The sequence below is a fragment of the Janthinobacterium sp. SUN033 genome (genome assembly GCF_030397595.1).
GTDB lineage: Bacteria > Pseudomonadota > Gammaproteobacteria > Burkholderiales > Burkholderiaceae_D > Janthinobacterium > Janthinobacterium kumbetense.
The window spans coordinates 33,200-58,873 of sequence record NZ_JAPQNV010000002.1; the positions used below are offsets into that span (position 1 = coordinate 33,200).

A 25,674-nucleotide genomic window follows, 5' to 3' on the forward strand; every position below is an offset into this window, starting at 1 on the left:
CAACCCCACTCTAGGGCCAGGTCAGGGGAACAGATCAGGGGCGCTGCGGTGTGTGTAATCATCAAAATCCCACTGTGGGGCGTGGAGGTCGGGCGGAAATACTGTGAATATGGTAACTTAAAAATGTTGGCGTATGTCAACATTTTAAGACCTACGCCGAATGGCCCGGCAGATGCTGCGCCAGGCGGGCAAACACATCCGGTTCGCGCATGCGCGCCATCCACCAGCGCAGCGCCGCGCCATCCTCACCCACTCTCCAGGCCAGGTAAAACGTTTCCGACGGTTTCGGCTCTTCCACGGCCTTTTCCACCAGCAAGCCACGCGCGATGGCGGCGCGGGCGCACGGTCCCGGCAGGAAGCCAAAGCCCAGACCCAGCACCTGGTAGTCGAACTTGACCTGCATGTTCGGCACGCTCAAGGCATCCTGCCCCAGCAGCAGGCCCACCGTGCGCGGCGCCATCTGGCGCGCCGAATCGGCCACCACCACGGCCCGGTGCTGCTGCAGGTGGCCGCGCGACAAGGGTTCCTGCACCTGCGCCAGCGGATGCGCGGGCGCCACGGCAAACACGAAGTCGAGCATGCCGATCGGCTGCGCGATATAGCCGCCGCCCGCCGGCCCGTCGCCAGGCGCGCCCACCAGCAAGTCGGCCCGCCGGTCCAGCAGCGCTTCCCACGTGCCCGACAGCGTGTCTTGCGACAGGCGCAAGCGCGTCTGCTGCGCCACGTCATAAAAGGCGCGCACGTCGTCAGCCAGGGCCACGGCGGAAAACATGGAATCGATGCCGATGGACAATTCCGTTTCCCAGCCGGACGCCACCCGGCGCACGCGGTGTTCGAGGTCCTGCGCCGCCTTCAGCAGGTAGCGGCCCTCTTTCAGCAATTCCTGGCCGGCCGCCGTCAGCATGACTTTCGGGCCGTTGCGCTGGAACACTTGCACGCCGAGGTCGTCTTCCAGCTTGGCCACCGTATAGGAAATGGTGGACGGGACTTTGTGCAACTCCTTGCCTGCCGACGAGAACGATCCGCGGCGGTCGATGGCGTCGACGATTTGCAGGGCTTCCAGGCTCAGTCTTAACATTCGATTTTTTCGATCATAGGTCGCAAGATTTTCCGTTTTTCTTTCCCGACACAGGGGCCTATACTTTGTTCATCGTACAGCGAAGGGCAGAAAAGAGCCGCGGCGTAGCGCCAGGCAATGGTCCTTCGAAATTATCGCACATTAACTTATAGAAACGGAGTCCACCATGTTACAGATTCGTCACAGCGAAGAACGCGGCGCCGCCAACCACGGCTGGCTCAATTCCCACCACAGCTTTTCCTTCGGCAGCTACCACGATCCGCTGCACATGGGCTTTGGCCCCCTGCTGGTGATCAATGAAGACCGCGTCACGCCAGGCCAGGGTTTCGGCACGCACGGCCACCGCGACATGGAAATCATTTCGTATGTGCTCGACGGCGCGCTGGAACACAAGGACAGCATGGGTACCGGCTCCGTCCTGCACTACGGCGATGTGCAGCGCATGAGCGCCGGCAGCGGCGTGCGCCACAGCGAGTTCAACCACTCGGCAACGGATGGCTTGCACTTCCTGCAGATCTGGATCCAGCCGAACGTGACGGGCATTCCGCCCAGCTATGAAGAGAAACACTTCACGCCGGACAGCAAACGGGGCAAGCTGCGCCTGATCGCTTCCTCCGACGGCCGCCAGGGTTCCGTGCTGATCCACCAGGATGCGGCCATCTACGCCAGCATCCTGCAGGAAGGCGAACAGGCCGAACACGCGCTGGAAGAAGGCCGCCTCGCCTATGTGCACCTGATCCGCGGCAGCCTGGTGGTCAACGGCACGCCCTTGAAAGCGGGCGATGCGCTGAAACTGACGCAGGAAGCGGCCGTGATCATCACGCAACCCGAGGACGCGGAATTCCTCCTCTTCGACTTACCCAAATAATTGATAAATATAAAGAAAGAGAAAATCATGGAAAACAAAACCAATGTATTGCTGCCCCTCGGCCGTGCCGCCCTAGGCGTGCTGTTCTTTGTCTCGGGCTTGCTGAAAATCGGCGCCTTCGCGGGGGTGGCCGGCTACATGGCCAGCCAGGGCTTGCCAATCGCCAATATTTTGCTGGTGGGCGTGATCGCCCTGGAAGTGGGCGGCGGCTTGCTGCTGATCACGGGCTGGCAGGCGCGCTGGGCGGCGCTGGCCCTGGCGCTGTTCCTGATTCCGACCACCGTGATCTTCCACGCCTTCTGGAGCGCCGATGCGGCCCACTTCCAGGACCAGCTGACGAACTTCCTGAAGAACCTGTCCATCTTCGGCGGCATGCTGTTGCTGGTGGAGCGGGGCTTCTGCAAGGCCAGTCGTCTTGTAAAAGGCTGATCCGGCCGCAATTAGAGCAACATCACCAGGCATTCCAGCTTTCAAATCTCAGCCAGGGGAAATGGCTTCCCCTGCTTTTTGGTATGATGACAGGGCGCGCCGGCACCGGAGTGGTGTCGCGCGCCTTTTATTTTTGACAATTACCTATATGAGCACAACCATGCAAAGCGGCGCAGACCTCCTGGCGACAGGCGAATTGGATTACACGACTTCCTGCGCACTGCCGACGCCGTGGGCCCAGTTCACCTTGCACGCCTTTGTCGAGCACGCCACTGGTAAAGAACACCTGGCCATGGTGCTGGGCGATATCGGCAACGGCGAACCGGTGCTGGCGCGCGTGCATTCCGAGTGCCTGACGGGCGACGTGCTGTTTTCGCAGCGCTGCGACTGCGGCGCCCAGCTCGAGGGCGCCTTGAAACGCATCGCCGAAGAAGGCCGCGGCATCTTGCTGTACCTGCGCCAGGAAGGACGCGGCATCGGCTTGATCAACAAGATCCGCGCCTACCGCCTGCAGGAAGCGGGCGCCGACACGGTGCAGGCAAATGAACAGCTGGGCTTCAAGGCCGACGCGCGCAACTACACCCTGTGCAAGCCCATGTTTGCGCAATTCGGCATCCACAGCCTGCGCTTGATGACGAACAACCCGCGCAAGATCGCCGCCATGGAAGCGCTGGGCATCACGGTGGCCGAACGGGTGCCGCTGCTGGTCAACCGCAACGCCTTCAACCAGCACTACCTGAATACCAAGCAAAGCAAGCTCGGTCACATGATGACGCCGCAAACGGCGCCGGCGCTGGAAGACGGCGCCCTGTAGTCCCCCGGGCCGGCGCGTGCGCGATACCGCGCCGCGCCGGCCGCGCTCCTGCTCACGCACAAAGGATGCATGAAATTATCTAACTACGCCTGCTTGCTGGCCAGCCTGTGCGCTGCCGCAGGCGCCCACGCGGCCGCGGCGCCTGCGCCTGCCGCGCCTGCCGCAGCCACCACCGCTTCGACTCCCCCCATCAAACCGCCGCCGGCCACCGCCGCGCCCGCCGCCACGGAACATGCGGCCCTGCCGCCGCCCTCGTCGGCCGCGCAAAAGCTGTACACGGCGGCGCGCGCCGACATCCTGCAAGTGCGCGTGCTGCTGAAAAACGGCCGCACACAATCGTCCGTGGGTTCCGGCTTTTTGATCGGCACGGGCGACCTGGTGGTGAGCAACTATCACGTGGTCTCCCAATTCGCCCTCGACCCCGATACCTACGTGGGCGAATGGGTCGACACCAGCGGCCAGCGCGGCAATGTGGAATTGCTTGCCGTCGACGTGCTGCACGACCTGGCCGTGCTGCGCGTGAACCGCCATGGCACGGGTTTCTTCAAGATGCCGGAGCCGCTGGCGCCGCTGACGCAGGGCCAGTACCTGTATTCGATGGGCAATCCGCTGGACCTGGGCTTCGCCATCTCGGAAGGCTCGTACAACGGCATCGTCACGCGCAGCTTCTACGACCAGCTGATGTTTACGGGACCGATCAATTCCGGCATGAGCGGCGGCCCCAGCGTCACGGCGAATGGCGACGTGGCCGGCGTGAATGTGTCGAAACGCCTCGATGGCGAACTCGTCAGTTTTCTCGTGCCTGCCCGCTATGCCAAGCAATTGCTGGCCAAGGTGGCGCAGCAAGGCAAGCCGCCGAAGGACTTCAAGCCGCTGGTGACGGCGCAACTGCTGGCGCACCAGGAAGTCATGCTGGCGCGCCTGCTCGCTACGCCATTGAGCCTGAAAGCCATGGGCCCGTACCGCGTGCCCGTGCGCGAATCCGACCAGATGCGCTGCTGGGGCCGCTCCAACGTCAAGTCCGACAAGCCCTACATGCTCGACAACACCAGCTGCGCCATGGAATCGGCCATCTTCATCTCCGGCGCCTTGCAGACGGGGCAAGTGTCGATGCGCCACGAATTTTTGCGCAGCAGCGGTCTGGGCGCCCTGCGCTTTTCCGAACTGGCAAGCGCTTCGTTCAAGAATGAAAGTTTCGGCAGCTACAAGAGCGCCAGCCTGACGGGCCCGCAATGCACCGAACAATTCGTCAAGAACAAGACCCTGCCCTTGCGCGCCGTCCTGTGCGTGCGCGCCTACCGCAAGTTTACCGGCCTGTACGACTTTGCCCTGCTGGCCGCCAGCACCGATGAGCCACTCATGAGCCTGCAAAGCCGCATCGACGCGCGCGGCGTGTCCTACGCCAACGGCATGCGCGTCACGCGCACCTTCCTCGAAGCGCTGTCGCGGGAAAGCCGCCGCAAGCCATGAAAGCACCATACTTCATCGAAATCCTCGCCGACAATGGCGAAGTGCGGCAACGCCAGCGCATAGCCACCTTGCCGATCCGCATCGGGCGCGGCTACGACAACGACTTCATCCTCGACGACGCGCATACGGCCGCCGCGCACGCCATCGTCGAAGACGACGGCGCAGGCGGCCTGCTGCTGCGCGACCTGGGCAGCCAGAATGGCGTGATCCACCGGGGCCAGCGGCAACTGCAGGTGGCCATGACGGGCAACAGCATCGTGCGCCTGGGCCACACGCGCCTGCGCGTGCGCGCCAGCGACCACCCGGTGGCGCCCGAACTGGGCGACACGACCCGGCACGACTGGGAAGGCTTGCGCCCCGCCATCGCCGGCCTGGCCATGATCGGCGCCTCGGCCGCCTTCAGCAACTGGCTGAGCGATGCGGACGCCTTCGAGCCGATTTCCTACCTGATGATCATCGCCTACGCGCTGGCCGGCGGCCTCGTGTGGGCGTCGATCTGGGCCGTGGCAAACCGCCTGTTTGGCCATGGGGCGCGTTTCGGCCGCCACCTGTTCATCATAGGCTGCGGCTTGCTGGCCATGGAAGTATGGGAACTGGGCAGCAATGTGACGGCGTATGCGCTGTCGCTGGAAGTGCTGACGCGCTACGGACGGCATATGTTCATCGTCATTGTATGCGCGATGATCTATTACCATTTGTGCACGATCAAGCCGCAGCATCCGCGCCGCTTCGGCCTCGTCGCCGTCGTGCTGGCCATCGTCGGCTCGACCCTGATCCTGCTGAGCAACCTGCAGGCCAGCGGCCGCCTGGCCGACGAAGCCTACATGGCCGTGATCTACCCGCCAGCCTTGCGCCTGAGCCAGGATCACACGACGGACGCCTTCTTCCGCGATGCGGCCAGCCTGCAGCGCGCCGTCGACGCCGAGCGCGGCCAGGCGGCCAAGGGCGCCGACGAAGACGAAGACAGCGGCGACTGAACCGCTATCAAGCAAAAAGCCCGCCGCATCCTGACGGACCGGCGGGCTTTTTTACGTGCGCTCAGGACGTGCGCTTAAAACTTGTCTTCCTGCTTGCGGCGCGCCGTGAAGCCCAGCAAGCCCAGGCCGATCAGCAGCATGGCATAGGTGCTTGGTTCCGGCACGGCCGAGACCAGGCCGTCGGCGCTGGAAAAGCTGGCGAAATTGTTGTTGCCCGCCTTGAACTGGACTTGCTGGCCGCCATCGCAGCAGCCTTCCAGGCCGAAGATGCTCAAGGTATGGTTGCCTGCAGCCAAAGTGCCCGAACCGGCGAGGAACTGGCTGCTGCTATTGTAGTTACCGGCCCACCACAGGTCGCTGCTCTTGAAGTCCAGCGCCACGCCGTCAAGGAACAGGGCGCCGCCCTTGCCGAAATCGACGCCGCTGCGGAAGCTCCAGGCGCCCGCATCGGCCGCGCTGACGCCAAAGTTGATCACCGACTTGAAGGCGATATTCGAACCGCTGCCGAACAGGCTGCTATTCGTGACATTGTTGTAGCTGGCAATCGTCGTCGTGCCATAGCCGGCGCCCGGCGTGGCCACGGCGGCATTCACGACGGACTGGTAAGCGGCGGCGGACGCTTGCGCGCCGGCATTCGAGTAGCCGGTGGAAACGGTGATGGTGCTGGCGTTCGCGTGGGCAAACACACCAACGGCGATCAGGGACAAAGCGATTTTAGGCAAGTTTTTCATAATGGGTATCCAGTCAATAAGTATTCAACGGGCGCAACAGGCGTGAAGGCGCTTGAGCTGAATACACGCTGCATTGAGGCGTGTCGGCATAGCGCAAGAATTGCAAGAATGAGCGGTCGGGGGCGTGGCTTCCGCAAAACTTCGCGGACTTGCGGCGTGCCATGGCGGCACTGCAAGCGTCCTGGAAAGGGTTCGGGTTCCCGGGACAAAACCAGACAATTGACGGGTCAGGTGAAACGTTGAATCTATTCTATCTTAAATTCCCTAGAAGAAAAGTATTTTTCTTTTAGCCATGTAAGATATTTATATGACAAGCACCTTGAAACAGGCTGAACAAGCCTGCCTGGATGGGCATTTTACCCCTGGCGCGCTGGCCGGACCTGTCGCGCAAGCGCCACAAGCGCGCGCGCCAGTGTCGCATCTTGCGCATTTCTTTTCGCATGCCGCTGCACCACGCGGCGAAACAGCATGGCAAAATGTAGTCACGCTGCTATCTATCCGAACTGGGGGAAAGAGGAATGGTCGACCTGGAAGAACTACGCTATCTGGCACTGTCGTTTCCCGACGCCACCGAGGAAGAACACCACGACCGTCCGGCCTTCCGCGTGGGCGGGAAGATCTTCGCCACCCTGCCCGATGACGAGCACATCAATGTGCTGCTCGATGCGGAAGCGGCGCATATCGCCACCGTCATCACGCCGTCCGGCTGCGAGAAGCTGTGGTGGGGCGAACGCCTGGCCGGCATCACGGTGCGCCTGGCGGACGCCGAGCTGGACATGCTGGCCGCCGCCCTGACGGCCGCCTGGCGGCGCAAGGCGCCCAGCGACCTGGCCAAGACCATCGCCCCGACGGAGTAGTTACATCGGCCAATTGCGCAGCAGCAAGCCCACCATCTGCTGCAATTGCTCGCGAGATACGCCTGCCGCCGCCTGGATGGCCATGCCCTGCGACAGGGTCACGACGAAGCGCGCCTGCTGCTCCGGGCAGGAATCGGGCGGCAAATCCCCCTCTTCCTTCGCGCGCCGCAAGCGGTCGCGCAACTTGATTTCACCGCGCAGCCGGCGCGCGAACAATTCATCGCGGATCGGCAAGGCATCGTCGCTGCAGGCGAGCGCCGCATTGACGCCCATGCAGCCGTGCGGGCCGTCCGGCATGGTTTGCGCGTCGACATATTGCGTCAGCAAGGCTTCCACCACCTGGCGCGCCGTCGGCTGTTCCAGCGCCGCATCGAAAAACCGCATGCGCGTATCGCTGTAGCGCTCGAGCGCCTTGTGGAACAATTGCTCCTTGTTGCCGAAGACGGCATACAAGCTGGGCCGGTTCATGCCCATGGCTTTCGTCAATTCCGGCAAGGAACTGCCTTCATAGCCTTTTTCCCAGAATACTTTCATGGCGCAATCGAGCGCCTCGTCCGCGTCGAACGTGCGTGGCCGCCCCGTTTTCGCCTTGACCGCCTCTTCTTTTTTATCTTGTTTCATACCGTTCGGTAAAAAATTATTGACAACAATGTCCACCTGCCCTGATTATATACCGACCGGTTAAAAACCTCTCGGCTTTTCAGGAACCTCTCATGCATACACTTTCCAACGCTACTGACGACGATACCACCGTGGCGCCGTGGCTGGCCGTCTTATCCGTCGGCATCGGCGCCTTCGCCCTCGTCACGTCCGAATTCCTGCCCGTCGGCCTGCTGCCCGCCATGGCCGCCGAACTGGCCATCAGCAAGGGCCAGGCGGGCTTGATGATCACCACGCCCGGCATCGTTGCCGCGTTTGCCGCCATCTTCGTCACCGTCGGCTCGGGCCGCCTGGACCGCCGCATCGTACTGCTGGCCCTGACGGCCCTGCTGGTGGCATCGAACCTGCTGGTGGCGCTGGCCCCTTCGTATGCGTGGATACTGCTGGGCCGCGCCATGCTGGGCGTGGGCGTGGGCGGCTTCTGGGCCATCGGCAGCGCCATCGGCCCGCGCCTGGTGGCGCCGCAGCATGCCTCACGCGCCATGTCCATCATCTTCGCTGGCGTCTCGCTGGGTACGGTGGCGGGCGTGCCGGCCGGCGCGCTGGTGGGCGATCTGGTGGGCTGGCGGGTCGCGTTCGGCGCGGCCAGCGCCATTGCCGTGCTGGTCTTCCTTGGCCAGTTGTTGCTGCTGCCCAAGCTGCCACCGACACAGGCCATCCGACTGCGCCAGTTGCCGATGATTTTCGGCATCCGCAAGGCCAGGCTGGGCCTGATCGCCACGGCCATGCTGTTCACGGGCCAGTTCGCCGCCTACACGTATATCGCGCCTTTCCTCACGCAAATCTCGCACCTGGCGGCCGGCACGGTCAGCGCCATGCTGCTCGTGTACGGCGCTTCCGGCTTCATCGGCAACCTCGTGGGCGGCTGGGCCGCCGGCCGCTACGAACGGGCCGCGCTGATGGCGACGGGCGCCGTGCTGGGCGTGTCCACCCTTGCCCTGGCCGCGTTCGGCAGCCATTCGCTTACCGCCATGCTGCTGGTGGCCGTGTGGGGTTTCGGTTTCGGCGCCATGCCGATCGCCGTGCAGACGTGGATGTTCAAGGCGGCACCGGAGCTGATGGAAGGCAGCAGCGCGCTCTTCGTTGCCATCGTACAAGTGTCGCTGGCGTCCGGCGCCTTGCTGGGAGGCGTGGCCGTCGACCGGCTGGGCGTGTCCAGCGCGATGGTGGTCGGCGGCTTGTTCGCCCTCGGCTGCGGCTTGACGATCGCTATCTTCGGCAAGCCGCAGGCCGGCGCCAAGGCCGGCGCGGCCTGCATCGCCTCGTAGGAATCAGATGCGGCCGCGGCGGAATTCCCCAAGGAATTTCGTCACTTCGGCCGGCGTCATCACCACGTCCGCGTCGCCGTGATACGCATACAGGAAAGGCGTGCCGCCCAGGCGGTCCGTCAGCTTGGCAAAGAGCAGAAAGCGGCTGCCCAGCGGATGGCGCTGCAGGTCGGCCAGGCGGCGCGAGCACTGCACGGCCAGCTCGGGCGAAAAGGCCTGGCCCGGCACGGGCCGGATTTCCACGCGGCCATTAATCGCGCGCGATTCGACGGCGACGTGCCGGTATGCATAAGTATCACGGGCCATGCCGCCACCTTGAATGAAGTAAAGGCGCCATCTTAAGCGAAGTGGGCGCCTGCCGTGCTACTGCGGCACGATGCGCAACAGGCGGCCGTTGTCTTCGTCCGTCAGCGCGTACAGGTAGCCGTCCGGTCCCTGGCGCACGTCGCGCACGCGCGCGCCGATGGCCAGGCGGTCCTGCCCCGTCACCTTGCCATGCGCATCGACGGCGATGCGGCGGATATCCTTGGCCGCCAGGCCGCCGCTGAAGATGCTGCCGCGCCAGGCGGCAATCTTGTCGCCCGTGTAGACGGCCAGTCCGGACGGGGCCGGCGACGGCACCCAGGCCACGCTCGGATTGAGCATGCCGGCCGCTTCGTGCTTGCCGACGGGTTCATGCGTCGTATAGTCGGCGCCATAGCTTTGCAGGGGCCAGCCATAGTTGCCGCCCGCCACCACCAGGTTCAGCTCGTCGCCGCCGTACGGACCGTGTTCCGTGGCCCATACGCGGCCGGAAACGGGGTCGAGCGCCAGGCCCTGCACGTTGCGGTGCCCATACGACCAGATTTCCGGCAAGGCGCCCTTGGCGGCCAGCGGATTGCCGGGCGCCGGCTTGCCGTCTTCCGTCAGGCGCAGGATGGAACCCTGGTGCGTGGCCAGGTTTTGCGCCTGCTCGCGCGCCAGGCGGTCGCCAATGCGCAGCGGCGGGTTGCCGCCATCGGCCACGCTCATCAGCAAAGTGCCGTCCGGCAGCCACAGCAGGCGCGAGCCGAAGTGCTGGCCGCCACTCTTGTCCGTAGCCACCTTGAACAGGGTCTGGATGCCCGTCACCTTCTTGCCGTCGAACACGCCGCGCACGAGGGTCGTGCGGTTGGCGTCATTGTTACCGGTCGACACCGTCATGTAGACGCGCTGCTGCGCCTTGCCCGCATCCTGCGGGTGCAGGACGATATCGAGCAAGCCGCCCTGCCCGCCCGTAAACACCTTGGGCATGCCTTCCAGCGCCACGTCGGTAAAAGTCTTTCGATTGAGTAAATGCAAGGTGCCCTGCTTGCTGGTGACGAGCGCGCGCCCCTCGCCCAGCCAGGCGATGCCCCACGGCTGGCGCACGCCTTCGGCCACGGTAACGGCCTTCCACGGCTGTTTCGCGGCGGGCGGTTCGCCCGTGGCTTGCAGTTCGGCGTGGGCCGCTGGCGCGGCGGCCAGTGCCCATGCAAGCAGGATGCTGCTACGGCGTAGCTGGAACATGCTCTCTCCTGTCAGTGGTCGATGGTCGGTGGCCTATCAGGCGCGCAGCAGCAAGGCCACGGCTTCGGCCGCGATACCCTCTTCGCGGCCCAGGTAGCCCAGTTTCTCATTCGTCTTGGCCTTGATGTTGACCTGGCCCACACTCACGCCCAGGTCTTCGGCCACATTGGCGCACATGGCGGCGATGTGCGGCGCCATTTTCGGGCGCTGGGCGATGATGGTGGCGTCGATGTTGCCGATGATATAACCGGTCGCCTGCACGCGGCGCACGGCTTCACGCAGCAGGGTGCGCGAATCGGCGCCCTTGAATTGCGCATCCGTGTCGGGGAAATGGCGGCCGATGTCGCCCAGCGCGGCGGCGCCGAAGAGCGCGTCCGTGATCGCGTGCAGCAATACGTCCGCGTCGGAATGGCCGAGCAAGCCCAGGTGATGGGGGATTTTCACGCCACCGATGATCAGGTCGCGGTTTTCCACCAGCGCGTGGCAGTCATAGCCCTGGCCGATGCGGAAAGGCAGTACGGGAGTGGTGATGGTCGTCATGCGGTCTTTCTGTTCTGGATTCAAGGATGGGCCAAGTACAGCTCGGCCGTGTGTATGTCGCGTGGCAAGGTCACCTTCAGGTTGCGCGGGTGGCCTTCGACCAGCCTGGGCGCCAGGCCCAGCGCTTCGACGGCGCTGGCGTCGTCCGTGATCGCTTGCGGATCGGGCGCTTGCGACAGGGCCCGGTGCAGCAGCGCATAGCTGAACATCTGCGGCGTCTGCGCCAGCCATAAATGGTCGCGCGGCACCGTCTGCGCCGACAGGTTGTTCTGCCCTGCCCGCTTGACGGTGTCGACCACGGGCAAGGCCAGCAAGCCGCCGGCCGGATGGTCAGCGACTTCGGCGATGAGTTTTGCGATCAGCGCCGGCGTCAGGCCGGGGCGCGCCGCGTCGTGCACCAGCACCTGGTCGTGGGCGGCTATGCTGCCGTGCAGCGCCTGCAGGGCATTCAGTATCGTTTCCATGCGCGTGGCGCCGCCGCAGCGCAGCACGGTCACGCCTGCACCTGCGCCCTGCCCCGGCACGACGGCGTCGATCTGGCCATCCTCGGCACTGACGACGACATACGTATGCGCGATCAGGGGGCTGGCGAGAAAGGCGTCGAGCGCGTGGCGCAGCATGGGCTTGCCGGCGATGGGTAAATATTGCTTGGGACTGCCCGCTTCCATGCGCGCGCCCACGCCGGCGGCGGGGATCAGGGCAAAATAACGGGGGCGATTCGGTGCTGCTGTCATGCCATTCCTTGTCTAGTTGGCGGGCGCTGTCTTGCCCGCCAGGATATTCTGGATCTCACCATTGCACGCCTTGCCCAGGCGCGCATATTCCTGCGGAGAATCGATGGCCGCCTGCAAAATTTCCACCTTGCGCATTTCGGCCTTGACGTACGGCAACCAGCCCGTGTCGATCTCGCGCGCCAGCGCCGCCTTGGCCGTGCCGTTGGGCGCATACAGGGGCCGCGCCTCGAAGCGCTTCGCCAGCGCGGCGCGCACGGTCTTTTCCACGCGCGGCAAGTGTTCCATATAGGTTTTCATGTGCCGCAGTTCGTGCGCCAGTATCTCATCATACGCGCAAGTGCCGGGGGCAAATTCGCGGCCGATATAGATCACCACGGGCGCATACGTGAGGGTGACGGTAATCTGCGGCGCCACGCATTCGTAGCCGCTGGCCGGGTCTTGCAGCATGGGGCCGGCCAGGGCGATGGCCACGCGCGACTCGGTCTTCGTCAAGCCCAGCACCCAGGTATTGGCGCGCGCCGTGCCCTTCATCACCGTCAGGGCCTTGTACGGCAGATGCGTGTCGATGCTGTAGCCGTTCTGCTGCGCCGTCAGCACGGACACCGTCTTGCTGATCGTGTCTTCGCAGCGCACCTGGAACGGCGTGCGCGCCGCCCCGTGTGCGCCCAGGCTGGCCGACGCCAGCAACAGGAAGATCGCCGTGCGCATGCGCAGGATCAAGCCGGCTGCCAGGCGCCGCTGGTAATCTTGTCGAGCCAGAAGATGCCGATGACGGTTTTCACGTCCGTGATCGTGCCATCCTTGACCCAGTCGAGCAGCTGCGGCACGGTGGCCGTGAACGTTTCGAGGAATTCGCCTTCATCGAGCTGGCGTTCGCCCGCTACCAGGCCGCGCGCCAGGAACAGTTCCAGGTGCTCGTCCGAATACGCGATGGCGTTGTGGATGGTGGAGACGAATTGCCAGTCGCTGGCCGTGTAACCCGTTTCTTCCAGCAACTCGCGCTGGGCGCAAGCCAGGTGCGATTCGCCCGCATCGATCTTGCCGGCCGGGAATTCAATGAAGACCCGGTCCAGCGGATAGCGGTACTGGCGTTCCATCAGCACGGTGCCATCGTCGAGCAGCGGCAGGATGACGACGGCGCCCGGATGCAGGACGAATTCGCGCGCCGTGATCTTGCCGTCCGGCAGTGCAACCCGGTCGCGCTGCACGCGCAGGAAGCCGCCCTGATAGACGAGCTCGCCGTCCACCTTGGTCTCAGTTAAATTCATATCCATGCGTTCAGTATCCATACCTTGATTATGCTCAATAAAAAAAAACGGCGCCAGAGGCGCCGCTTTCGGAGGGGAGGAACACTGACAAAACCGTAGCGAGCGGCTGTGATTTGTGGCTGAGAAGCGGAACTGTGCTTGAGCACAGTGAGCATCGCAGGCCGCAAAGCGCGACGCGCAGTAGGTTTGGTCAGCGTTCTAGCGCCGTTTGCGCAGGTAGCGTGTGACAAAGCCTGGGAAAGCCAGCACCAGGAACAGGCATCCCGTGATGGCATAGAACTCCCACGTCTGCGGGAAACCGTTGCCGATGCGCGCTTCGAGCGCGAACGCCACGGCGCCGACGATGAAGTACAGAATCACCATCTCCAGCAGGCGCAGCGCCAGCGGCTTGCGCCAGCCTTTGCCCCCGTCTGCTTGCGCCGCCTTTTTCAAGGGCACGGCGGCAAACAGTTTCTCGTTCAGGAAAGGCAGGTTGGCGCCCAGGATGCCCAGGGCGATCACCAGCCAGCTCGAGACGGTCACATCCATCGGTCAGGACGCCAGGGTCTTGGTGATGGCGGTCGCGCAGGCAGCCAGGATGCTGTTAGGCATCGCACCCAGCGCCAGGACGAACACGCCGTTCAGGGCCAGCACGACGCGCATGTCGCCATGCACGACCAGCGCATTGCTGTCGGTCGGCTCGTCGAACCACATCATCTTCACGACGCGCAGGTAGTAGAAGGCGCCGATCAGCGAGAACAGCACGGCGGCGATGGTCAGCCACAGCTGGCCCGTGGCCAATACCGATGCCAGCACCGAGTACTTGGCCATGAAGCCCATCAGCGGCGGCACGCCGGCCAGCGAGAACATGAACAGGGTCATCACCAGCGCGAAGATCGGGCTGCGTTTGCCCAGGCCCTTGAAGTCGGCCAGTTCGTCTGCTTCGAAACCATTACGTGCCAACAACATGATCACGCCAAAGGTGCCCAGGGTGGTGAACACATAGGTGATGACGTAGTACATCGAGGCGCCGTAGGCGGTGGCTGCGCCAGCCGCGTTCAGGGTGTTGTTCGGTGCATCCACGGTACCGGACAGCAGGCCCAGCAGAACGAAGCCCATTTGTGCGATGGTCGAGTACGCCAACATGCGCTTCAAATTCGTTTGCGCGATGGCGGTGAAGTTACCGATCGCCAGCGACATCACGGCCAGCACCAGCAGCATTTGCTGCCAGTCATGCGCCATCGGCAGCAAGCCTTCGGCCAGCAAGCGCAGGGTGATGGCGAAGGCGGCCAGTTTCGGCGCCGCGCCCAGCAGCAGGGTCACTGCCGTCGGCGAACCTTGATACACGTCAGGCACCCACATGTGGAATGGCACGACGCCCAGTTTGAAGGCCAGGCCGGCTACCAGGAACACCAGGCCGAAGACCATGATGGTGCCGTTGGTCTTGCCGTTTTCCAGCGCCACGCGCAGTTCGCCCAGGTCCAGGGTACCGGAGGCGCCGTACAGCATCGAGATACCGTACAACATGAAACCGGAAGCCAGTGCGCCCAGGATGAAGTATTTCATGGCCGCTTCCGTGGCCTTGGCATTGTCACGGCGCAAGGCGATCAGTGCGTACAGCGACAGCGACATCAGTTCCAGACCCAGGTAGATGATCAGGAAGTTGTTGGCCGAGATCATGATCATCTGGCCCAGCAGTGCAAACAGGGCCAGCACGTAGAACTCGCCGCCCAGGTTGCCCGACAGCATGCTGCGGTCGGTGGCGTAGGCACGCGAGTAGATCAGGGTCAGCGCCACGGCGCCGTAGGAGAACAGTTTCAGCAACTGCGACATCGGGTCCGACACGAACATGTTATTGAACGTGTAGACGGTGGTGCCCGCGTTGAAGTCGCCCACGGTCAGCAAGGCGCAGCCGGCCAGGGTCAGCAAGGCCAGCACGTAAGTGATCGAACGCTTCGCCGCAGGCAAGAACATATCGATCAGCAAGAGCGCCGACGTGGCGATCAGCAGAAAGATTTCCGCGTACAGCGGTACCAGATTAGGTGCATTAGTCATGTTATCGGTCTTCTATTTAAGGCAACTTGCTGGTGGCGACATGCTGCAGCAGGTCGGCAACCGAAGTTTGCATCGTGTCGGTGAACGGGGCTGGGTACAGACCCATCACGAGCACGGCGATGGCCAGCACAGCAAGCATGAAGAATTCACGTTTGTTGATGTCGGTCAATTCGGCCACATGCTTGTTCTTGATCTTGCCGAACACCACGCGCTTGGCCATCCACAGCGAGTACGCCGCGCCCCAGATCAGTGCCGTTGCAGCCAGCAGACCAATCCAGAAGTTGAATTTCACCGCGCCCAGGATCACCATGAACTCGCCTACGAAGCCGGAAGTCGCTGGCAGACCGCAGTTAGCCATCGAGAACAGCACGAAGAAGGCGGCAAATTTCGGCATGCGGTTCACGACGCCGCCGTAGTCGGCGATGTTGCGGGTATGCATGCGGTCATACAGCACGCCGATGCACAGGAACATCGCGCCGGAGATGAAGCCGTGCGAGACCATCTGCACGATACCGCCCTGCACCGAGATGTCGTTGAACATGAAGAAGCCCAGGGTGACGAAACCCATGTGCGCGATCGACGAATAGGCAACCAGTTTTTTCATGTCGGTTTGCACCAAGGCAACCAGACCGATATAGATGACGGCGATCAGCGACAAGGCGATCATGAAACCCGACAGGTAATGGCTGGCGTCCGGCGTGATCGGCAGCGAGAAACGCAGGAAGCCATAGGCGCCCAGTTTCAGCATGATGGCGGCCAGCACGGCGGAACCGCCCGTAGGCGCTTCCACGTGGACGTCCGGCAACCACGTATGCACGGGGAACATCGGCACCTTGACGGCAAACGCCATCAGGAAGGCCAGGAAGATGAAGATCTGTTCGTTCATCGTCAGCTTGAACGCATGCCAGGCCAGGATGTCGAAAGTGCCCGACACATTGCGCAGGTAGATGATGGCAACCAGGGTCAGCAGCGAACCGAAGAAGGTGTACAGGAAGAACTTGAACGACGCGTACACGCGGTTCGAACCGCCCCAGATACCGATGATGATGAACATCGGGATCAGGGTTGCTTCAAAGAAGAAGTAGAACAGCAAGCCGTCCAGCGCGCAGAACACGCCGATCATCAGGCCCGACAGGATCAGGAACGAGCCCATGTACTGGGCGATGCGCTTCTCGATCACTTGCCAAGCCGAAATGACGACGATGACGGTGATGAAGGCCGTCAGTGGCACGAACCACAGGGACAGGCCGTCGATACCCAGCGAGTACCAGATATTGAAGGTTTCAATCCACGGTGCTTTTTCGACGAATTGCATGCCGTGCGCGGCGTTGTCGAAATGCTGGATCAGGGGCCAGGTGCACAGCATGCTGAGCACCGCGCCGGCCAGCGACAGCCAGCGGGTAAAGCCCGCTTTGCTGTCACGGCCGAGAGCCAGGACCAGGACGCCGCAAATGATCGGCACCCAGATCGACAGACTCAGGTAAGGAGGTAGTGTAGAAATCGTAGACTGCATCATGGTTCTCAGTATTCTTTTATCAGGTCAGCTTACTTAGCGGGCCAGAATGGCAGGAAATAGATCAGGAAGCCCAGCACGCCCAGGATCATCACGAATGCATAGTGATAGATGTAGCCGGTCTGCAACACTCGCGACAGCGAGGACAGCCAGGCGACGACCTTGGCGCTACCGTTGACCAGCAGGCCATCGATCAGCTTCTTGTCACCGAAGTTCCACAGGCCATTACCCAGCAAGCGGGCACCGCCGGCGAACACGACTTCATTGAACTTGTCCATGTAGTACTTGTTGTCCAGCAGGGTGTGGATCGCGTGGAACTTGGCAAAGAACCAGGCCGGCACACGCGGGTTGACCATGTAGCAGTAGTAGGCTGCCACCACGCCGGACAATGCCAGCCAGAACGGTGCCGTCGACAGGCCGTGGATCGCCATCGCCATTGCGCCGTGGAATTCATGCGACAACTCTTCCATTGCTGGATGGTTTTCGCCGACGAAGATCACGCCCTTGAAGAAATCGCCATGCAGCATCGGGCCGATCGTCAGGTAGCCGATGATCAGCGATGGAATCGCCAGCATCACCAGCGGGAACCACACGACGAACGGCGATTCATGCGGCTTCTGGCCAGGTTCCAGGCCGTGGTGGCCGTGGTCGTCTTCCTCTTCTTCGTGGTGGTCGTCATGTGCATCGCCGTGCGCGCCATGGGCCGCTTTCGGTGCGTGATGGTCGTCATGGCCGTGCGCATGCGGCTGGCCGAAACGTTCCTTGCCGTGGAAGACGAGGAAATACATGCGGAACGAGTAGAAGGCGGTAACGAACACGCCAGCCAGCACGGCGAACTGGGCAAAGCCAGCGCCCCAGATGTGCGTCGCTTCGACGGCTTCGATGATGCTGTCTTTCGAGTAGAAACCGGAGAACAGCGGCGTGCCGATCAGGGCCAGCGAACCGACCAGGGAAGTGATCCACGTGATTGGCATGTACTTGCGCAGGCCGCCCATGTTGCGGATGTCCTGGTCATGGTGCATGCCGATGATGACGGAACCGGCGCCCAGGAACAGCAGTGCCTTGAAGAATGCGTGCGTCATCAGGTGGAACACGGCCACGGAGTACGCGGACGAGCCCAGCGCCACGGTCATGTAACCGAGCTGCGACAGGGTCGAGTAAGCGACGACGCGCTTGATGTCGTTCTGGATGATGCCCAGGAAGCCCATGAACAGCGCCGTGATGGAGCCGATCACCAGGATGAAGGACAGTGCCGTGTCGGACAGTTCGAACAGCGGCGACATGCGCGAAACCATGAAGATACCGGCCGTCACCATCGTCGCGGCGTGAATCAGTGCCGAAATCGGGGTAGGACCTTCCATCGAGTCAGGCAGCCACACGTGCAGCGGGAACTGCGCCGACTTGCCCATCGCGCCGATGAACAGGCAGATGCAGGCAACGGTCAGCAGGGCCCAGTCGGTACCTGGCAAGCTCAGCAGTGCCAGTTCGTCTTTCTTGGCGAACACTTCCTGGTAGTTCATGGTGCCGGCGTAGGCCAGCAGCAGGCCGATGCCCAGGATGAAGCCGAAGTCGCCCACGCGGTTGACGAGGAAAGCCTTCATATTGGCCACGATGGCCGTCGGACGCTGGTACCAGAAACCGATCAGCAGGTAAGAGACCAGGCCCACTGCTTCCCAACCGAAGAACAGTTGCAGGAAGTTGTTGGCCATGACCAGCATCAACATCGAGAACGTGAACAGCGAGATGTAGGCGAAGAAGCGGTTGTAGCCTTCGTCATCCTTCATGTAGCCGATCGTATAGATATGCACCATCAGGGAGACGAAGGTGACCACGCACATCATCATCGCCGACAGCGAATCGATCTGGAAGCCCACTTCCATCTTCAGGGTGCCGATCGTCATCCAGTTATAGATCGTGCCATTGAATGTCGCGCCATCCATCACTGCCAGCAATGTCTGCACGGACAGGATGAACGCAATCAGTACGCCCAGGATCGTCGCGGTATGCGACGTCTTGCGTCCGACCAAATTACCCAGGAACTGGGTGCCAAGCAAGCCTGCAATCGCGGCACCGGCCAGCGGCGCCAGCGGTACGGCAAGAAGGAGGTTAGGGTTGAGGAGTTGCCCCGCCATGATGAACCTTAATCGTTATTATTCGAGAGATCGAGTCTGAAAAACATCAGCCTTTGAGGCTGTCCAGGTCTTCGACGTTGATGGTATCCAGATTACGGAACATCACCACCAGAATAGCCAGACCGATAGCCGACTCAGCGGCGGCAACCGTCAGGATGAAGAAAACGAAGATCTGACCGGCCGCGTCGCCCATGAAATGGGAGAACGCGATGAAATTCATATTCACCGCCAGCAGCATCAATTCGATTGCCATCAGCAATACGATGATGTTCTTGCGGTTCAGGAAAATACCGACGATCGAGATTGCGAACAGGATCGCGCCCAGGACCAGAAAATGTGTGAGCGATAATGTCATGGTGCCTCCTTAACTTCCGGCTCAGCCGCAGGACGCTCGACGACCGCGTCCATCTTGATGATCTTCAGGCGGTCGTTGCGCTTGACGCGTACCGCATCGCCTGGAGCAAAATGCTTGGTGTCCTTGCGTTTGCGCAAAGTCAGTGCGACCGCGGCAACGATGGCCACCAGCAGCACGACGGCGGCGATCTCGAAGGCGAACACATATTTCGTGTAGATCAGCAGGCCCAGTTCCTTGGTGCCGCCCAGGTTGACGTTCACCGGAGCGATGCTAGGCGCAAAGTTGCGGAAACCGTGCCACAGGACAGCGGCCATTTCCAGCACGATGATCACGCCCACCGTCACCGACAAAGGCAGATAGCCCCAGAAACCTTCGCGCATGCGGTCGATATTGATATCGAGCATCATGACCACGAAGAGGAACAGCACCATCACGGCGCCGACATACACCAATACCAGCACGATGGCCAGGAATTCAGCTTGCAGCAGCATCCAGATGCCCGCTGCGGAAAAGAAGGACAGTACCAGGAACAGTACTGCGTGGACCGGATTACGGGCCGTGATGACGCGCGTCGCTGCCAGAATCAAGATCAGCGCGAAGGCGTAAAACAAAATTGTTTTAAAGTCCATAAAAAACCCAATAGACGTACAGATGAACGAGGGGCGCGCCGCAGCTTGTCAGCTGCGGCGCATCCATCAGCGATAAGGTGCGTCGGCGGCGCGCGCAGCGGCGATGTCATTTTCATAACGATCACCTACGGCCAGCAACATCTCTTTCGTGTAATACAAATCCCCGCGTTTCTCGCCGTGGTATTCCAGGATTTGCGTCTCGACGATCGAATCGACCGGGCAGGACTCTTCGCAGAAACCGCAGAAGATGCACTTGGTCAAGTCAATATCGTAACGCGTGGTGCGGCGCGAGCCGTCGTCACGCTGTTCCGATTCGATCGTGATGGCCATCGCCGGGCAAACCGCTTCGCACAGTTTGCAGGCGATGCAACGTTCCTCGCCGTTCGGGTAGCGGCGCAGCGCGTGCAAGCCACGGAAACGCGGCGAGATCGGTGTCTTCTCTTCCGGGAATTGCACCGTGATCTTGCGCGAAAACATGTACTTGCCTGTCAACGCCATGCCCTTGATCAGCTCGCCTAACAAGAGGCTGCTGAAGAAATCTTTTACCTTATCCATTCGTATGCACTCTCTTACTTCCAAATATTCCAGGATGTCTGCATCCAGGCAGCGACGAAGACCAGGTAGACCAGCGTCAACGGGATAAACACTTTCCAGCCGAGGCGCATGATCTGGTCATAACGGTAGCGTGGGAAAGTACCGCGCACCCAGATGAACACCGACACGATGAAGAAGGTCTTGGCGAACAGCCAGAAGAAGCCGCCGAAACCACCCCAGAACTCAAGGAAAGCAAATGGTGCGGACCAGCCACCGAGGAACATGATCGAAGCCAGCGCGCCGATCAGGATCATGTTGGCGTATTCGGCCAGCATGAACATGGCGTAGGCCATGCCCGAGTACTCGACCATGTGGCCGGCCACGATTTCCGACTCGCCTTCGACGACGTCGAACGGGTGACGGTTGGCTTCAGCCAGGCCCGACACCAGGTAGATGACGAACATCGGCAGCAGCGGCAGCCAGTTCCACGACAGGAAGTTCACGCCCTTGTCGGCGAAGAAGCCGATTTGCTGGCCGCCGACGATGTCGATGAAGTTCAGGCTGCCCGACACCATCAGCACGATGACCATCACGAAGCCCATCGGGATTTCATACGAAATCATCTGTGCCGAAGCGCGCATGGCGCCCATGAACGAGTACTTCGAGTTCGAGGCCCAGCCGGCGATGATGATGCCGTAGACTTCCATCGAGGTAATCGCCAGCAGCATCAGCAAGCCTGCGTTGACGTTGGCCAGCACGGCTTGCGGACCGAACGGCACGACCGACCAGGCGGCCAGGGCCGGCATGATGGTCATGATCGGGCCGATCACGAACAGGCCCTTGGCGGCCTTGGACGGGATGATGATCTCTTTGAACAAGAGTTTCAGCGCATCGGCGATCGGTTGCAGCAAGCCCAGTGGACCCACGCGGTTCGGGCCGACGCGGATCTGGATCCAGCCGATCAGCTTGCGTTCCCACAAGGTCAGGTAGGCAACCAGGCCCATCAGCGGCAGCAGCACGCACAGGATCTTGATCAGGGTCCAGAAGAACGGCCACGAGCCGCCCAGCAAATCCTGGCCGCTGCTGTTGATGACGTTTACAAATTCAGGCAGAGCCATCAGATTTTCCCCTCTGCTGTTTCAACTGTGATGTCACCGAACATGCCGCCCAGGCTAGCCGTCGAGGCATGCGCCGCCGACACTTTCACCACATTGGCTGGCAGGCCGGCATGGAGTGCCGCCACCAGGATGGCGCTGCCGGAGCCTTGCGCCACTTTGACCTTGTCGCCCGCCTTGATGCCCAGCTTGTCAGCCAGCGCCAGGGACAGGTGCGCTTGCGGTGCGGCGCCATCGACCGTGCGCAACAGCGGTTCGGAGCGGCGTACCAGCGCGTCGGCGAAGTAGATCGGCACGTCGGCGATGCGTTGCAGCGCCGGCGAAGCCGGTGCGTAGCTTGCCGCTTCCGGCGCGTTCTTGGCGATGTTGTTCAGCTGTGCCGACAGATCGGTCACGCCGGCGCCAAACGCTTCGTCGCGGATTGCTTCGGAAGTGTCGTAGTCGAAACCGGCCAGGCCCAGGATGTTGCCCAGGACGCGCAGCACTTTCCAGGCTGGACGGGTATCGGCCAGCGGTTTCACGGTGCCGTTGAAGCTTTGCGCGCGGCCTTCGCAGTTGACGAAGGTGCCCGAGGTTTCAGCGAACGGGGCGATCGGCAGCAAGACGTCGGCGTAATCCATGCCGTGCTTGAAGGCGGACATGGCCACGACCATGTCGGCGCCATCCAGGGCGGCACGGGCCGCTTGTGGATTGGCAGCATCGAGTTCCGGCTCCGCGTGCAGCAGCACGTAGGCTTTTTTCGGCGCGGCAAACGCAGCTTGCACGTTGGCGCGCGGCTTGGCGACCAGGTGCGCGCCAACCGTGTTGGCCGCTTCCGTCAGGTAACCGAGCTTGGCGCCCGTCTGTTCGGCGATCCATTGCGCGGCAGCATGCAGTTGCGACGCTTGCGGGTGTTGCGTTGCCGCATTACCCAGCAACACGGCGCCGTTGTCGCCGGCCATCAGGCTGGCGGCAATCGCGACGGCCACGTCCGAAGCGGTCACCGCTTCAAAACCGGCTGGCGCGGCGATTTCTTTCGCTTTAGCAACAGCAACGACCACTTCCGACAAGGCCGCCAGCCAATCGCCAGGCGCGACAATCATCTTGTTGGCGATGGTGATCAATTGATCATCGTCGGAGGCGTGCAGGATCGACAGCTTGGCGCCGCCCTTGACGGACGCGCGCAAACGCGTGGCCAGCAATGGGTGATCCTTGCGCAGGAACGAGCCGATGACGAAGGCGCGCTTGATCTGGCCAAATTCGTTGATCGGCATGCCCAGCCAAGGTTTGACGGACGCGTCGAGCGCGAAGTCGGTCTGGCGCAGGCGGAAGTCGACGTGCTCGGAACCGAGACCGTTGGCGACCTTTTGCAGCAGGACCAGCTCTTCGACCGTCGAATGCGGCGTTGCCAGCGCGGCGATGGCGTCGGCGCCATGCTCGTGCTTGATATTTTTCAAACCGTGCGCCACGTATTCCAGTGCCGTTTGCCAATCGACTTCTTTCCACTCGTTGCCTTGTTTCAGCATCGGGGACGTCAGGCGTTCGGCGCTGTCCAGCGCTTCGTACGAGAAACGGTCCTTATCCGAGATCCAGCACTCGTTGACGGCTTCGTTTTCCAGCGGCAATACGCGCTTGACCTTGCCAGCTTTCACTTGCACGATCAGGTTCGCGCCCAGGCCGTCATGCGGGCTGACCGATTTGCGGCGCGACAGTTCCCACGTACGGGCGCTGTAGCGGAACGGCTTCGAGGTCAGTGCGCCGACCGGGCACAGGTCGATCATGTTGCCCGACAGTTCGGAGTCGACCGTCTGGCCCACGAAGGACACGATTTCCGAGTGTTCGCCGCGGCCGATCATGCCCAGTTCCATCACGCCGGCCACTTCCTGGCCAAAGCGTACGCAACGGGTGCACTGGATGCAGCGCGACATTTCTTGCATGGACACCAGCGGACCGGCTTCCTTCGGCTGCACGACGCGCTTGTCTTCCTTGTAGCGCGATTCGCTCTTGCCGTAACCCACTGCCAAGTCTTGCAACTGGCATTCGCCGCCCTGATCGCAGATAGGGCAATCGAGCGGGTGGTTAATCAGCAAGAATTCCATGACCGACTTTTGCGCCTGCACAGCTTTATCGCTGGCGGAGCGCACGATCATGCCGGCACTGACCGGGGTCGCACAAGCGGGCAAAGGCTTGGGCGCCTTTTCCACTTCGACCAGGCACATGCGGCAGTTCGCTGCGATCGACAATTTCTTGTGATAGCAGAAGTGCGGAATGTAGGTTCCCAATTTGTTGGCGGCGTCCATCACCATGCTACCAGCAGGGACTTCGACTTTTTTGCCGTCTATTTCGATTTCAACCATGGTGATCGTTACCTGACGCAGCTTAGATATATGCGGGCACTAAGCAATGCTTGTGCTCGATATGATATTCAAATTCTTCACGGAAATTCTTAATGAAGGCCCGTACCGGCATGGCAGCCGCATCACCCAGCGCGCAAATGGTGCGGCCCTGGATGTTGTCGGCGATCGAGTTGAGCATGTCCAGGTCGTCTGGACGACCCTGCCCCTGCTCGATGCGGTGCACCATGCGGTACATCCAGCCTGTGCCTTCACGGCAAGGCGTACACTGGCCGCACGATTCTTCAAAGTAGAAGTAGGACAGGCGTTCCAGCGCCTTTACCATGCAGCGTGTTTCGTCCATCACGATGACGGCGCCCGAACCCAACATCGAACCGGCTTTCGCGATCGAGTCGTAGTCCAGGTCGGTCTGCATCATGATGTCGCCGCGGATCACCGGAGCGGACGAACCGCCAGGGATCACGGCCTTGATCTTTTTGCCACCGCGCATGCCGCCTGCCAGTTCCAGCAGGGTCGCAAACGGGGTGCCGAGCGGCACTTCGTAGTTGCCCGGTTTTTCCACGTCGCCCGAGATCGAGAAGATCTTCGAACCGCCGTTGTTCGGCTTGCCCATCGCCAGGTATTTCTCTGGACCAATGTTCAGCACGAAAGGCACGGCCGCGAAGGTTTCCGTGTTGTTGATCGTCGTCGGCTTGCCGTACAGGCCAAACGAGGCTGGGAAAGGCGGCTTGAAGCGCGGCTGGCCTTTCTTGCCTTCCAGCGACTCCAGCAGGGCCGTTTCTTCGCCGCAGATGTAGGCGCCATAACCATGGTGCGCATGCAACTGGAACGAGAACTCGCTGCCCATGATCTTGTCGCCCAGGAAACCGGCGGCGCGCGCCTCTTCCAACGCTTCTTCGAAACGCAGGTATTCCTGGAAGATTTCACCGTGGATATAGTTATAACCGACGGTGATGCCCATCGCATAAGCGCCAATGGCCATGCCTTCGATCAGCGCATGGGGATTGTAACGAATGATGTCGCGGTCCTTGAAAGTGCCCGGTTCGCCTTCATCTGTATTGCAGACGAGGTATTTTTGACCCGGGAACTGGCGCGGCATGAAGCTCCACTTCAAGCCGGTAGGAAAACCCGCGCCACCACGGCCGCGCAAGGACGAAGCCTTGAGGTCGGCGATGATCTGTTCCGGCGTGATTTTCTCTTCCAGGATACGCCGCAGGGCGCTATAGCCGCCGCGGTTCACATAATCTTGCAAATGCCAGTTCTTGCCATCCAGATCCTTCAGGATCAATGGATCGATATGGCGGTTGTGGAGTGACGTCATTTCTTGAGTTCCTCCAGCATGGCGTCGATTTTCTCGTTCGACATCCAGCTGCACATGGTTTTATTACTGACCAGCAAGACAGGCGCATCGCCGCAAGCACCCATGCACTCGCCTTCAACCAGGGTGAACTGGCCGTCTGCGGTGGTTTCGCGGAAATCGATACCCAGTTTCTGCTTCAGGTAGTCTGCAGCGCGCACGCCGCCCGACAGGGCGCATGGCAGGTTGGTGCACACGGTGATCTTGTGCTTGCCCACGGGTTTCACGTTGTACATATTGTAGAACGTGGCCACTTCCTGCACGGCAATCGCCGGCATGCCGATGTAATCGGCCAGTTCCTTCATGGTTTCCGGCGCCAGCCAGCCCAGTTCATCCTGGGCATGGGCCAGCGCGGCCATGACGGCCGACTGACGCTGGTCGGCCGGGTACTTGGCCAGCTCGCGGTCAATTTTCTTATAGCATTGCTCTGATAACAACATACTTTTTGCCT

27 protein-coding genes are annotated in these 25,674 nt (G+C 61.7%); 7 read left to right on the forward strand and 20 right to left on the reverse strand.

Annotated elements, in window-relative coordinates; all coding sequences use genetic code 11:
* Positions 1-151: 151 nt before the first annotated feature.
* Positions 152-1,078, reverse strand: a complete 927-nt coding sequence (locus OX460_RS08690) for a LysR family transcriptional regulator (protein WP_289898444.1) — start codon at positions 1,076-1,078, stop codon at positions 152-154.
* A 166-nt stretch (positions 1,079-1,244) separates the two neighbouring features.
* On the opposite strand from OX460_RS08690, the gene OX460_RS08695 reads away from it, so the two are divergent.
* The 5 genes from OX460_RS08695 to OX460_RS08715 all read left to right on the forward strand — a co-directional run bounded on the left by OX460_RS08695 (position 1,245) and on the right by OX460_RS08715 (position 5,636).
* Positions 1,245-1,946 (forward strand): pirin family protein, encoded by a 702-nt coding sequence (locus OX460_RS08695; protein ID WP_289898445.1) that lies wholly within the window; start codon positions 1,245-1,247, stop codon positions 1,944-1,946.
* 27 nt (positions 1,947-1,973) lie between these two features.
* Positions 1,974-2,375 carry a DoxX family protein gene (locus tag OX460_RS08700; RefSeq protein ID WP_289898446.1) on the forward strand — a complete coding sequence of 134 codons (402 nt, stop codon included), beginning with the start codon at positions 1,974-1,976 and terminating at the stop codon, positions 2,373-2,375.
* A 160-nt stretch (positions 2,376-2,535) separates the two neighbouring features.
* Complete coding sequence (ribA, locus tag OX460_RS08705; RefSeq protein ID WP_077407024.1) at positions 2,536-3,189, forward strand: GTP cyclohydrolase II; 654 nt, start codon at positions 2,536-2,538, stop codon at positions 3,187-3,189.
* Between the two features lie 69 nt (positions 3,190-3,258).
* Positions 3,259-4,659 (forward strand): serine protease, encoded by a 1,401-nt coding sequence (locus OX460_RS08710; protein WP_289898447.1) that lies wholly within the window; start codon positions 3,259-3,261, stop codon positions 4,657-4,659.
* Complete coding sequence (locus OX460_RS08715; RefSeq protein ID WP_289898448.1) at positions 4,656-5,636, forward strand: FHA domain-containing protein; 981 nt, start codon at positions 4,656-4,658, stop codon at positions 5,634-5,636. Before OX460_RS08710 ends, OX460_RS08715 begins: the two co-directional genes overlap by 4 nt.
* A gap of 74 nt (positions 5,637-5,710) precedes the next feature.
* Here OX460_RS08715 and OX460_RS08720 read toward each other — a convergent pair whose 3' ends face one another.
* Entirely contained in the window at positions 5,711-6,367 is a 657-nt protein-coding gene (locus tag OX460_RS08720) for a CCXG family PEP-CTERM protein (RefSeq protein WP_289898449.1), read from the reverse strand.
* Between the two features lie 518 nt (positions 6,368-6,885).
* Here OX460_RS08720 and OX460_RS08725 point away from each other — a divergent pair.
* Positions 6,886-7,224 carry an MmcQ/YjbR family DNA-binding protein gene (locus OX460_RS08725; RefSeq protein ID WP_099667171.1) on the forward strand — a complete coding sequence of 113 codons (339 nt, stop codon included), beginning with the start codon at positions 6,886-6,888 and terminating at the stop codon, positions 7,222-7,224.
* Here the strand turns inward: OX460_RS08725 and OX460_RS08730 are convergent, their stop codons facing one another.
* Positions 7,225-7,845 carry a TetR/AcrR family transcriptional regulator gene (locus OX460_RS08730; protein ID WP_077407037.1) on the reverse strand — a complete coding sequence of 207 codons (621 nt, stop codon included), beginning with the start codon at positions 7,843-7,845 and terminating at the stop codon, positions 7,225-7,227. It abuts the gene before it with no gap.
* A 92-nt stretch (positions 7,846-7,937) separates the two neighbouring features.
* Here OX460_RS08730 and OX460_RS08735 point away from each other — a divergent pair, with 92 nt between their 5' ends.
* Entirely contained in the window at positions 7,938-9,152 is a 1,215-nt protein-coding gene (locus OX460_RS08735; protein ID WP_289898450.1) for an MFS transporter, read from the forward strand.
* Between the two features lie 3 nt (positions 9,153-9,155).
* On the opposite strand, the gene OX460_RS08740 is transcribed toward OX460_RS08735, so the two are convergent.
* The 17 genes from OX460_RS08740 to nuoE form a co-directional block, all read right to left on the reverse strand.
* Positions 9,156-9,458: a hypothetical protein gene (locus OX460_RS08740; protein WP_251351441.1), complete on the reverse strand. Its 303-nt coding sequence runs from the start codon at positions 9,456-9,458 to the stop codon at positions 9,156-9,158.
* Positions 9,459-9,515: 57 nt separating this feature from the next.
* Positions 9,516-10,679, reverse strand: a complete 1,164-nt coding sequence (locus tag OX460_RS08745) for a PQQ-dependent sugar dehydrogenase (protein ID WP_289898451.1) — start codon at positions 10,677-10,679, stop codon at positions 9,516-9,518.
* Positions 10,680-10,715: 36 nt separating this feature from the next.
* On the reverse strand, positions 10,716-11,219 hold the full coding sequence (gene ispF / locus OX460_RS08750; protein WP_289898452.1) for a 2-C-methyl-D-erythritol 2,4-cyclodiphosphate synthase: 504 nt from the start codon (positions 11,217-11,219) through the stop codon (positions 10,716-10,718).
* Positions 11,220-11,239: 20 nt separating this feature from the next.
* On the reverse strand, positions 11,240-11,953 hold the full coding sequence (gene ispD / locus OX460_RS08755; RefSeq protein ID WP_289898453.1) for a 2-C-methyl-D-erythritol 4-phosphate cytidylyltransferase: 714 nt from the start codon (positions 11,951-11,953) through the stop codon (positions 11,240-11,242).
* A gap of 12 nt (positions 11,954-11,965) precedes the next feature.
* The gene (locus OX460_RS08760) at positions 11,966-12,661 is read right to left on the reverse strand and encodes a hypothetical protein (protein WP_289898454.1); all 696 of its coding nucleotides are present in this window, start codon (positions 12,659-12,661) and stop codon (positions 11,966-11,968) included.
* Positions 12,662-12,669: 8 nt separating this feature from the next.
* Entirely contained in the window at positions 12,670-13,227 is a 558-nt protein-coding gene (locus OX460_RS08765) for an NUDIX hydrolase (RefSeq protein WP_070255807.1), read from the reverse strand.
* 192 nt (positions 13,228-13,419) lie between these two features.
* A complete protein-coding gene (locus OX460_RS08770; RefSeq protein WP_289898455.1) occupies positions 13,420-13,749 on the reverse strand; it encodes a DUF2818 family protein in 330 nt (109 codons plus the stop codon).
* A 3-nt stretch (positions 13,750-13,752) separates the two neighbouring features.
* The gene (gene nuoN / locus OX460_RS08775) at positions 13,753-15,255 is read right to left on the reverse strand and encodes an NADH-quinone oxidoreductase subunit NuoN (protein WP_099667163.1); all 1,503 of its coding nucleotides are present in this window, start codon (positions 15,253-15,255) and stop codon (positions 13,753-13,755) included.
* A 16-nt stretch (positions 15,256-15,271) separates the two neighbouring features.
* Positions 15,272-16,771, reverse strand: a complete 1,500-nt coding sequence (locus OX460_RS08780) for an NADH-quinone oxidoreductase subunit M (protein ID WP_289898456.1) — start codon at positions 16,769-16,771, stop codon at positions 15,272-15,274.
* Positions 16,772-16,800: 29 nt separating this feature from the next.
* On the reverse strand, positions 16,801-18,900 hold the full coding sequence (nuoL, locus tag OX460_RS08785; protein ID WP_251351430.1) for an NADH-quinone oxidoreductase subunit L: 2,100 nt from the start codon (positions 18,898-18,900) through the stop codon (positions 16,801-16,803).
* 46 nt (positions 18,901-18,946) lie between these two features.
* Positions 18,947-19,255 (reverse strand): NADH-quinone oxidoreductase subunit NuoK, encoded by a 309-nt coding sequence (nuoK, locus tag OX460_RS08790; protein WP_010399724.1) that lies wholly within the window; start codon positions 19,253-19,255, stop codon positions 18,947-18,949.
* Positions 19,252-19,884 carry an NADH-quinone oxidoreductase subunit J gene (locus tag OX460_RS08795; protein WP_034779507.1) on the reverse strand — a complete coding sequence of 211 codons (633 nt, stop codon included), beginning with the start codon at positions 19,882-19,884 and terminating at the stop codon, positions 19,252-19,254. The genes nuoK and OX460_RS08795 overlap by 4 nt, the downstream gene beginning before the upstream one ends.
* Positions 19,885-19,950: 66 nt before the next feature.
* Positions 19,951-20,439, reverse strand: coding sequence for an NADH-quinone oxidoreductase subunit NuoI (gene nuoI / locus OX460_RS08800; protein WP_010399726.1), 489 nt, complete (start codon positions 20,437-20,439; stop codon positions 19,951-19,953).
* 14 nt (positions 20,440-20,453) lie between these two features.
* Positions 20,454-21,536 carry an NADH-quinone oxidoreductase subunit NuoH gene (gene nuoH / locus OX460_RS08805; protein WP_071076363.1) on the reverse strand — a complete coding sequence of 361 codons (1,083 nt, stop codon included), beginning with the start codon at positions 21,534-21,536 and terminating at the stop codon, positions 20,454-20,456.
* Positions 21,536-23,869, reverse strand: a complete 2,334-nt coding sequence (nuoG, locus tag OX460_RS08810; protein WP_289898457.1) for an NADH-quinone oxidoreductase subunit NuoG — start codon at positions 23,867-23,869, stop codon at positions 21,536-21,538. Before nuoG ends, nuoH begins: the two co-directional genes overlap by 1 nt.
* 22 nt (positions 23,870-23,891) lie before the next feature.
* A complete protein-coding gene (gene nuoF / locus OX460_RS08815) occupies positions 23,892-25,187 on the reverse strand; it encodes an NADH-quinone oxidoreductase subunit NuoF (RefSeq protein WP_010399729.1) in 1,296 nt (431 codons plus the stop codon).
* Positions 25,184-25,663 (reverse strand): NADH-quinone oxidoreductase subunit NuoE, encoded by a 480-nt coding sequence (nuoE, locus tag OX460_RS08820; RefSeq protein WP_034749989.1) that lies wholly within the window; start codon positions 25,661-25,663, stop codon positions 25,184-25,186. The genes nuoF and nuoE overlap by 4 nt, the downstream gene beginning before the upstream one ends.
* Positions 25,664-25,674 lie beyond the last annotated feature (11 nt).

Coding starts and splice junctions, on each gene's coding strand:
- OX460_RS08700 (WP_289898446.1), top strand. CDS start 1,974: ATGGAAAACAAAACCAATGTATTGCTGCCCCTCGGCCGTGCCGCCCTA.
- nuoK (WP_010399724.1), bottom strand. CDS start 19,255: ATGACATTATCGCTCACACATTTTCTGGTCCTGGGCGCGATCCTGTTC.
- OX460_RS08725 (WP_099667171.1), top strand. CDS start 6,886: ATGGTCGACCTGGAAGAACTACGCTATCTGGCACTGTCGTTTCCCGAC.
- nuoE (WP_034749989.1), bottom strand. CDS start 25,663: ATGTTGTTATCAGAGCAATGCTATAAGAAAATTGACCGCGAGCTGGCC.
- ispF (WP_289898452.1), bottom strand. CDS start 11,219: ATGACGACCATCACCACTCCCGTACTGCCTTTCCGCATCGGCCAGGGC.
- ispD (WP_289898453.1), bottom strand. CDS start 11,953: ATGACAGCAGCACCGAATCGCCCCCGTTATTTTGCCCTGATCCCCGCC.
- nuoF (WP_010399729.1), bottom strand. CDS start 25,187: ATGACGTCACTCCACAACCGCCATATCGATCCATTGATCCTGAAGGAT.
- nuoN (WP_099667163.1), bottom strand. CDS start 15,255: ATGACTAATGCACCTAATCTGGTACCGCTGTACGCGGAAATCTTTCTG.
- OX460_RS08780 (WP_289898456.1), bottom strand. CDS start 16,771: ATGATGCAGTCTACGATTTCTACACTACCTCCTTACCTGAGTCTGTCG.
- nuoG (WP_289898457.1), bottom strand. CDS start 23,869: ATGGTTGAAATCGAAATAGACGGCAAAAAAGTCGAAGTCCCTGCTGGT.
- nuoI (WP_010399726.1), bottom strand. CDS start 20,439: ATGGATAAGGTAAAAGATTTCTTCAGCAGCCTCTTGTTAGGCGAGCTG.
- OX460_RS08770 (WP_289898455.1), bottom strand. CDS start 13,749: ATGGATGTGACCGTCTCGAGCTGGCTGGTGATCGCCCTGGGCATCCTG.
- OX460_RS08740 (WP_251351441.1), bottom strand. CDS start 9,458: ATGGCCCGTGATACTTATGCATACCGGCACGTCGCCGTCGAATCGCGC.
- OX460_RS08795 (WP_034779507.1), bottom strand. CDS start 19,884: ATGGACTTTAAAACAATTTTGTTTTACGCCTTCGCGCTGATCTTGATT.
- ribA (WP_077407024.1), top strand. CDS start 2,536: ATGCAAAGCGGCGCAGACCTCCTGGCGACAGGCGAATTGGATTACACG.
- OX460_RS08695 (WP_289898445.1), top strand. CDS start 1,245: ATGTTACAGATTCGTCACAGCGAAGAACGCGGCGCCGCCAACCACGGC.
- OX460_RS08765 (WP_070255807.1), bottom strand. CDS start 13,227: ATGGATATGAATTTAACTGAGACCAAGGTGGACGGCGAGCTCGTCTAT.
- OX460_RS08715 (WP_289898448.1), top strand. CDS start 4,656: ATGAAAGCACCATACTTCATCGAAATCCTCGCCGACAATGGCGAAGTG.
- OX460_RS08690 (WP_289898444.1), bottom strand. CDS start 1,078: ATGTTAAGACTGAGCCTGGAAGCCCTGCAAATCGTCGACGCCATCGAC.
- nuoH (WP_071076363.1), bottom strand. CDS start 21,536: ATGGCTCTGCCTGAATTTGTAAACGTCATCAACAGCAGCGGCCAGGAT.
- nuoL (WP_251351430.1), bottom strand. CDS start 18,900: ATGGCGGGGCAACTCCTCAACCCTAACCTCCTTCTTGCCGTACCGCTG.
- OX460_RS08760 (WP_289898454.1), bottom strand. CDS start 12,661: ATGCGCACGGCGATCTTCCTGTTGCTGGCGTCGGCCAGCCTGGGCGCA.
- OX460_RS08720 (WP_289898449.1), bottom strand. CDS start 6,367: ATGAAAAACTTGCCTAAAATCGCTTTGTCCCTGATCGCCGTTGGTGTG.
- OX460_RS08710 (WP_289898447.1), top strand. CDS start 3,259: ATGAAATTATCTAACTACGCCTGCTTGCTGGCCAGCCTGTGCGCTGCC.
- OX460_RS08735 (WP_289898450.1), top strand. CDS start 7,938: ATGCATACACTTTCCAACGCTACTGACGACGATACCACCGTGGCGCCG.
- OX460_RS08730 (WP_077407037.1), bottom strand. CDS start 7,845: ATGAAACAAGATAAAAAAGAAGAGGCGGTCAAGGCGAAAACGGGGCGG.
- OX460_RS08745 (WP_289898451.1), bottom strand. CDS start 10,679: ATGTTCCAGCTACGCCGTAGCAGCATCCTGCTTGCATGGGCACTGGCC.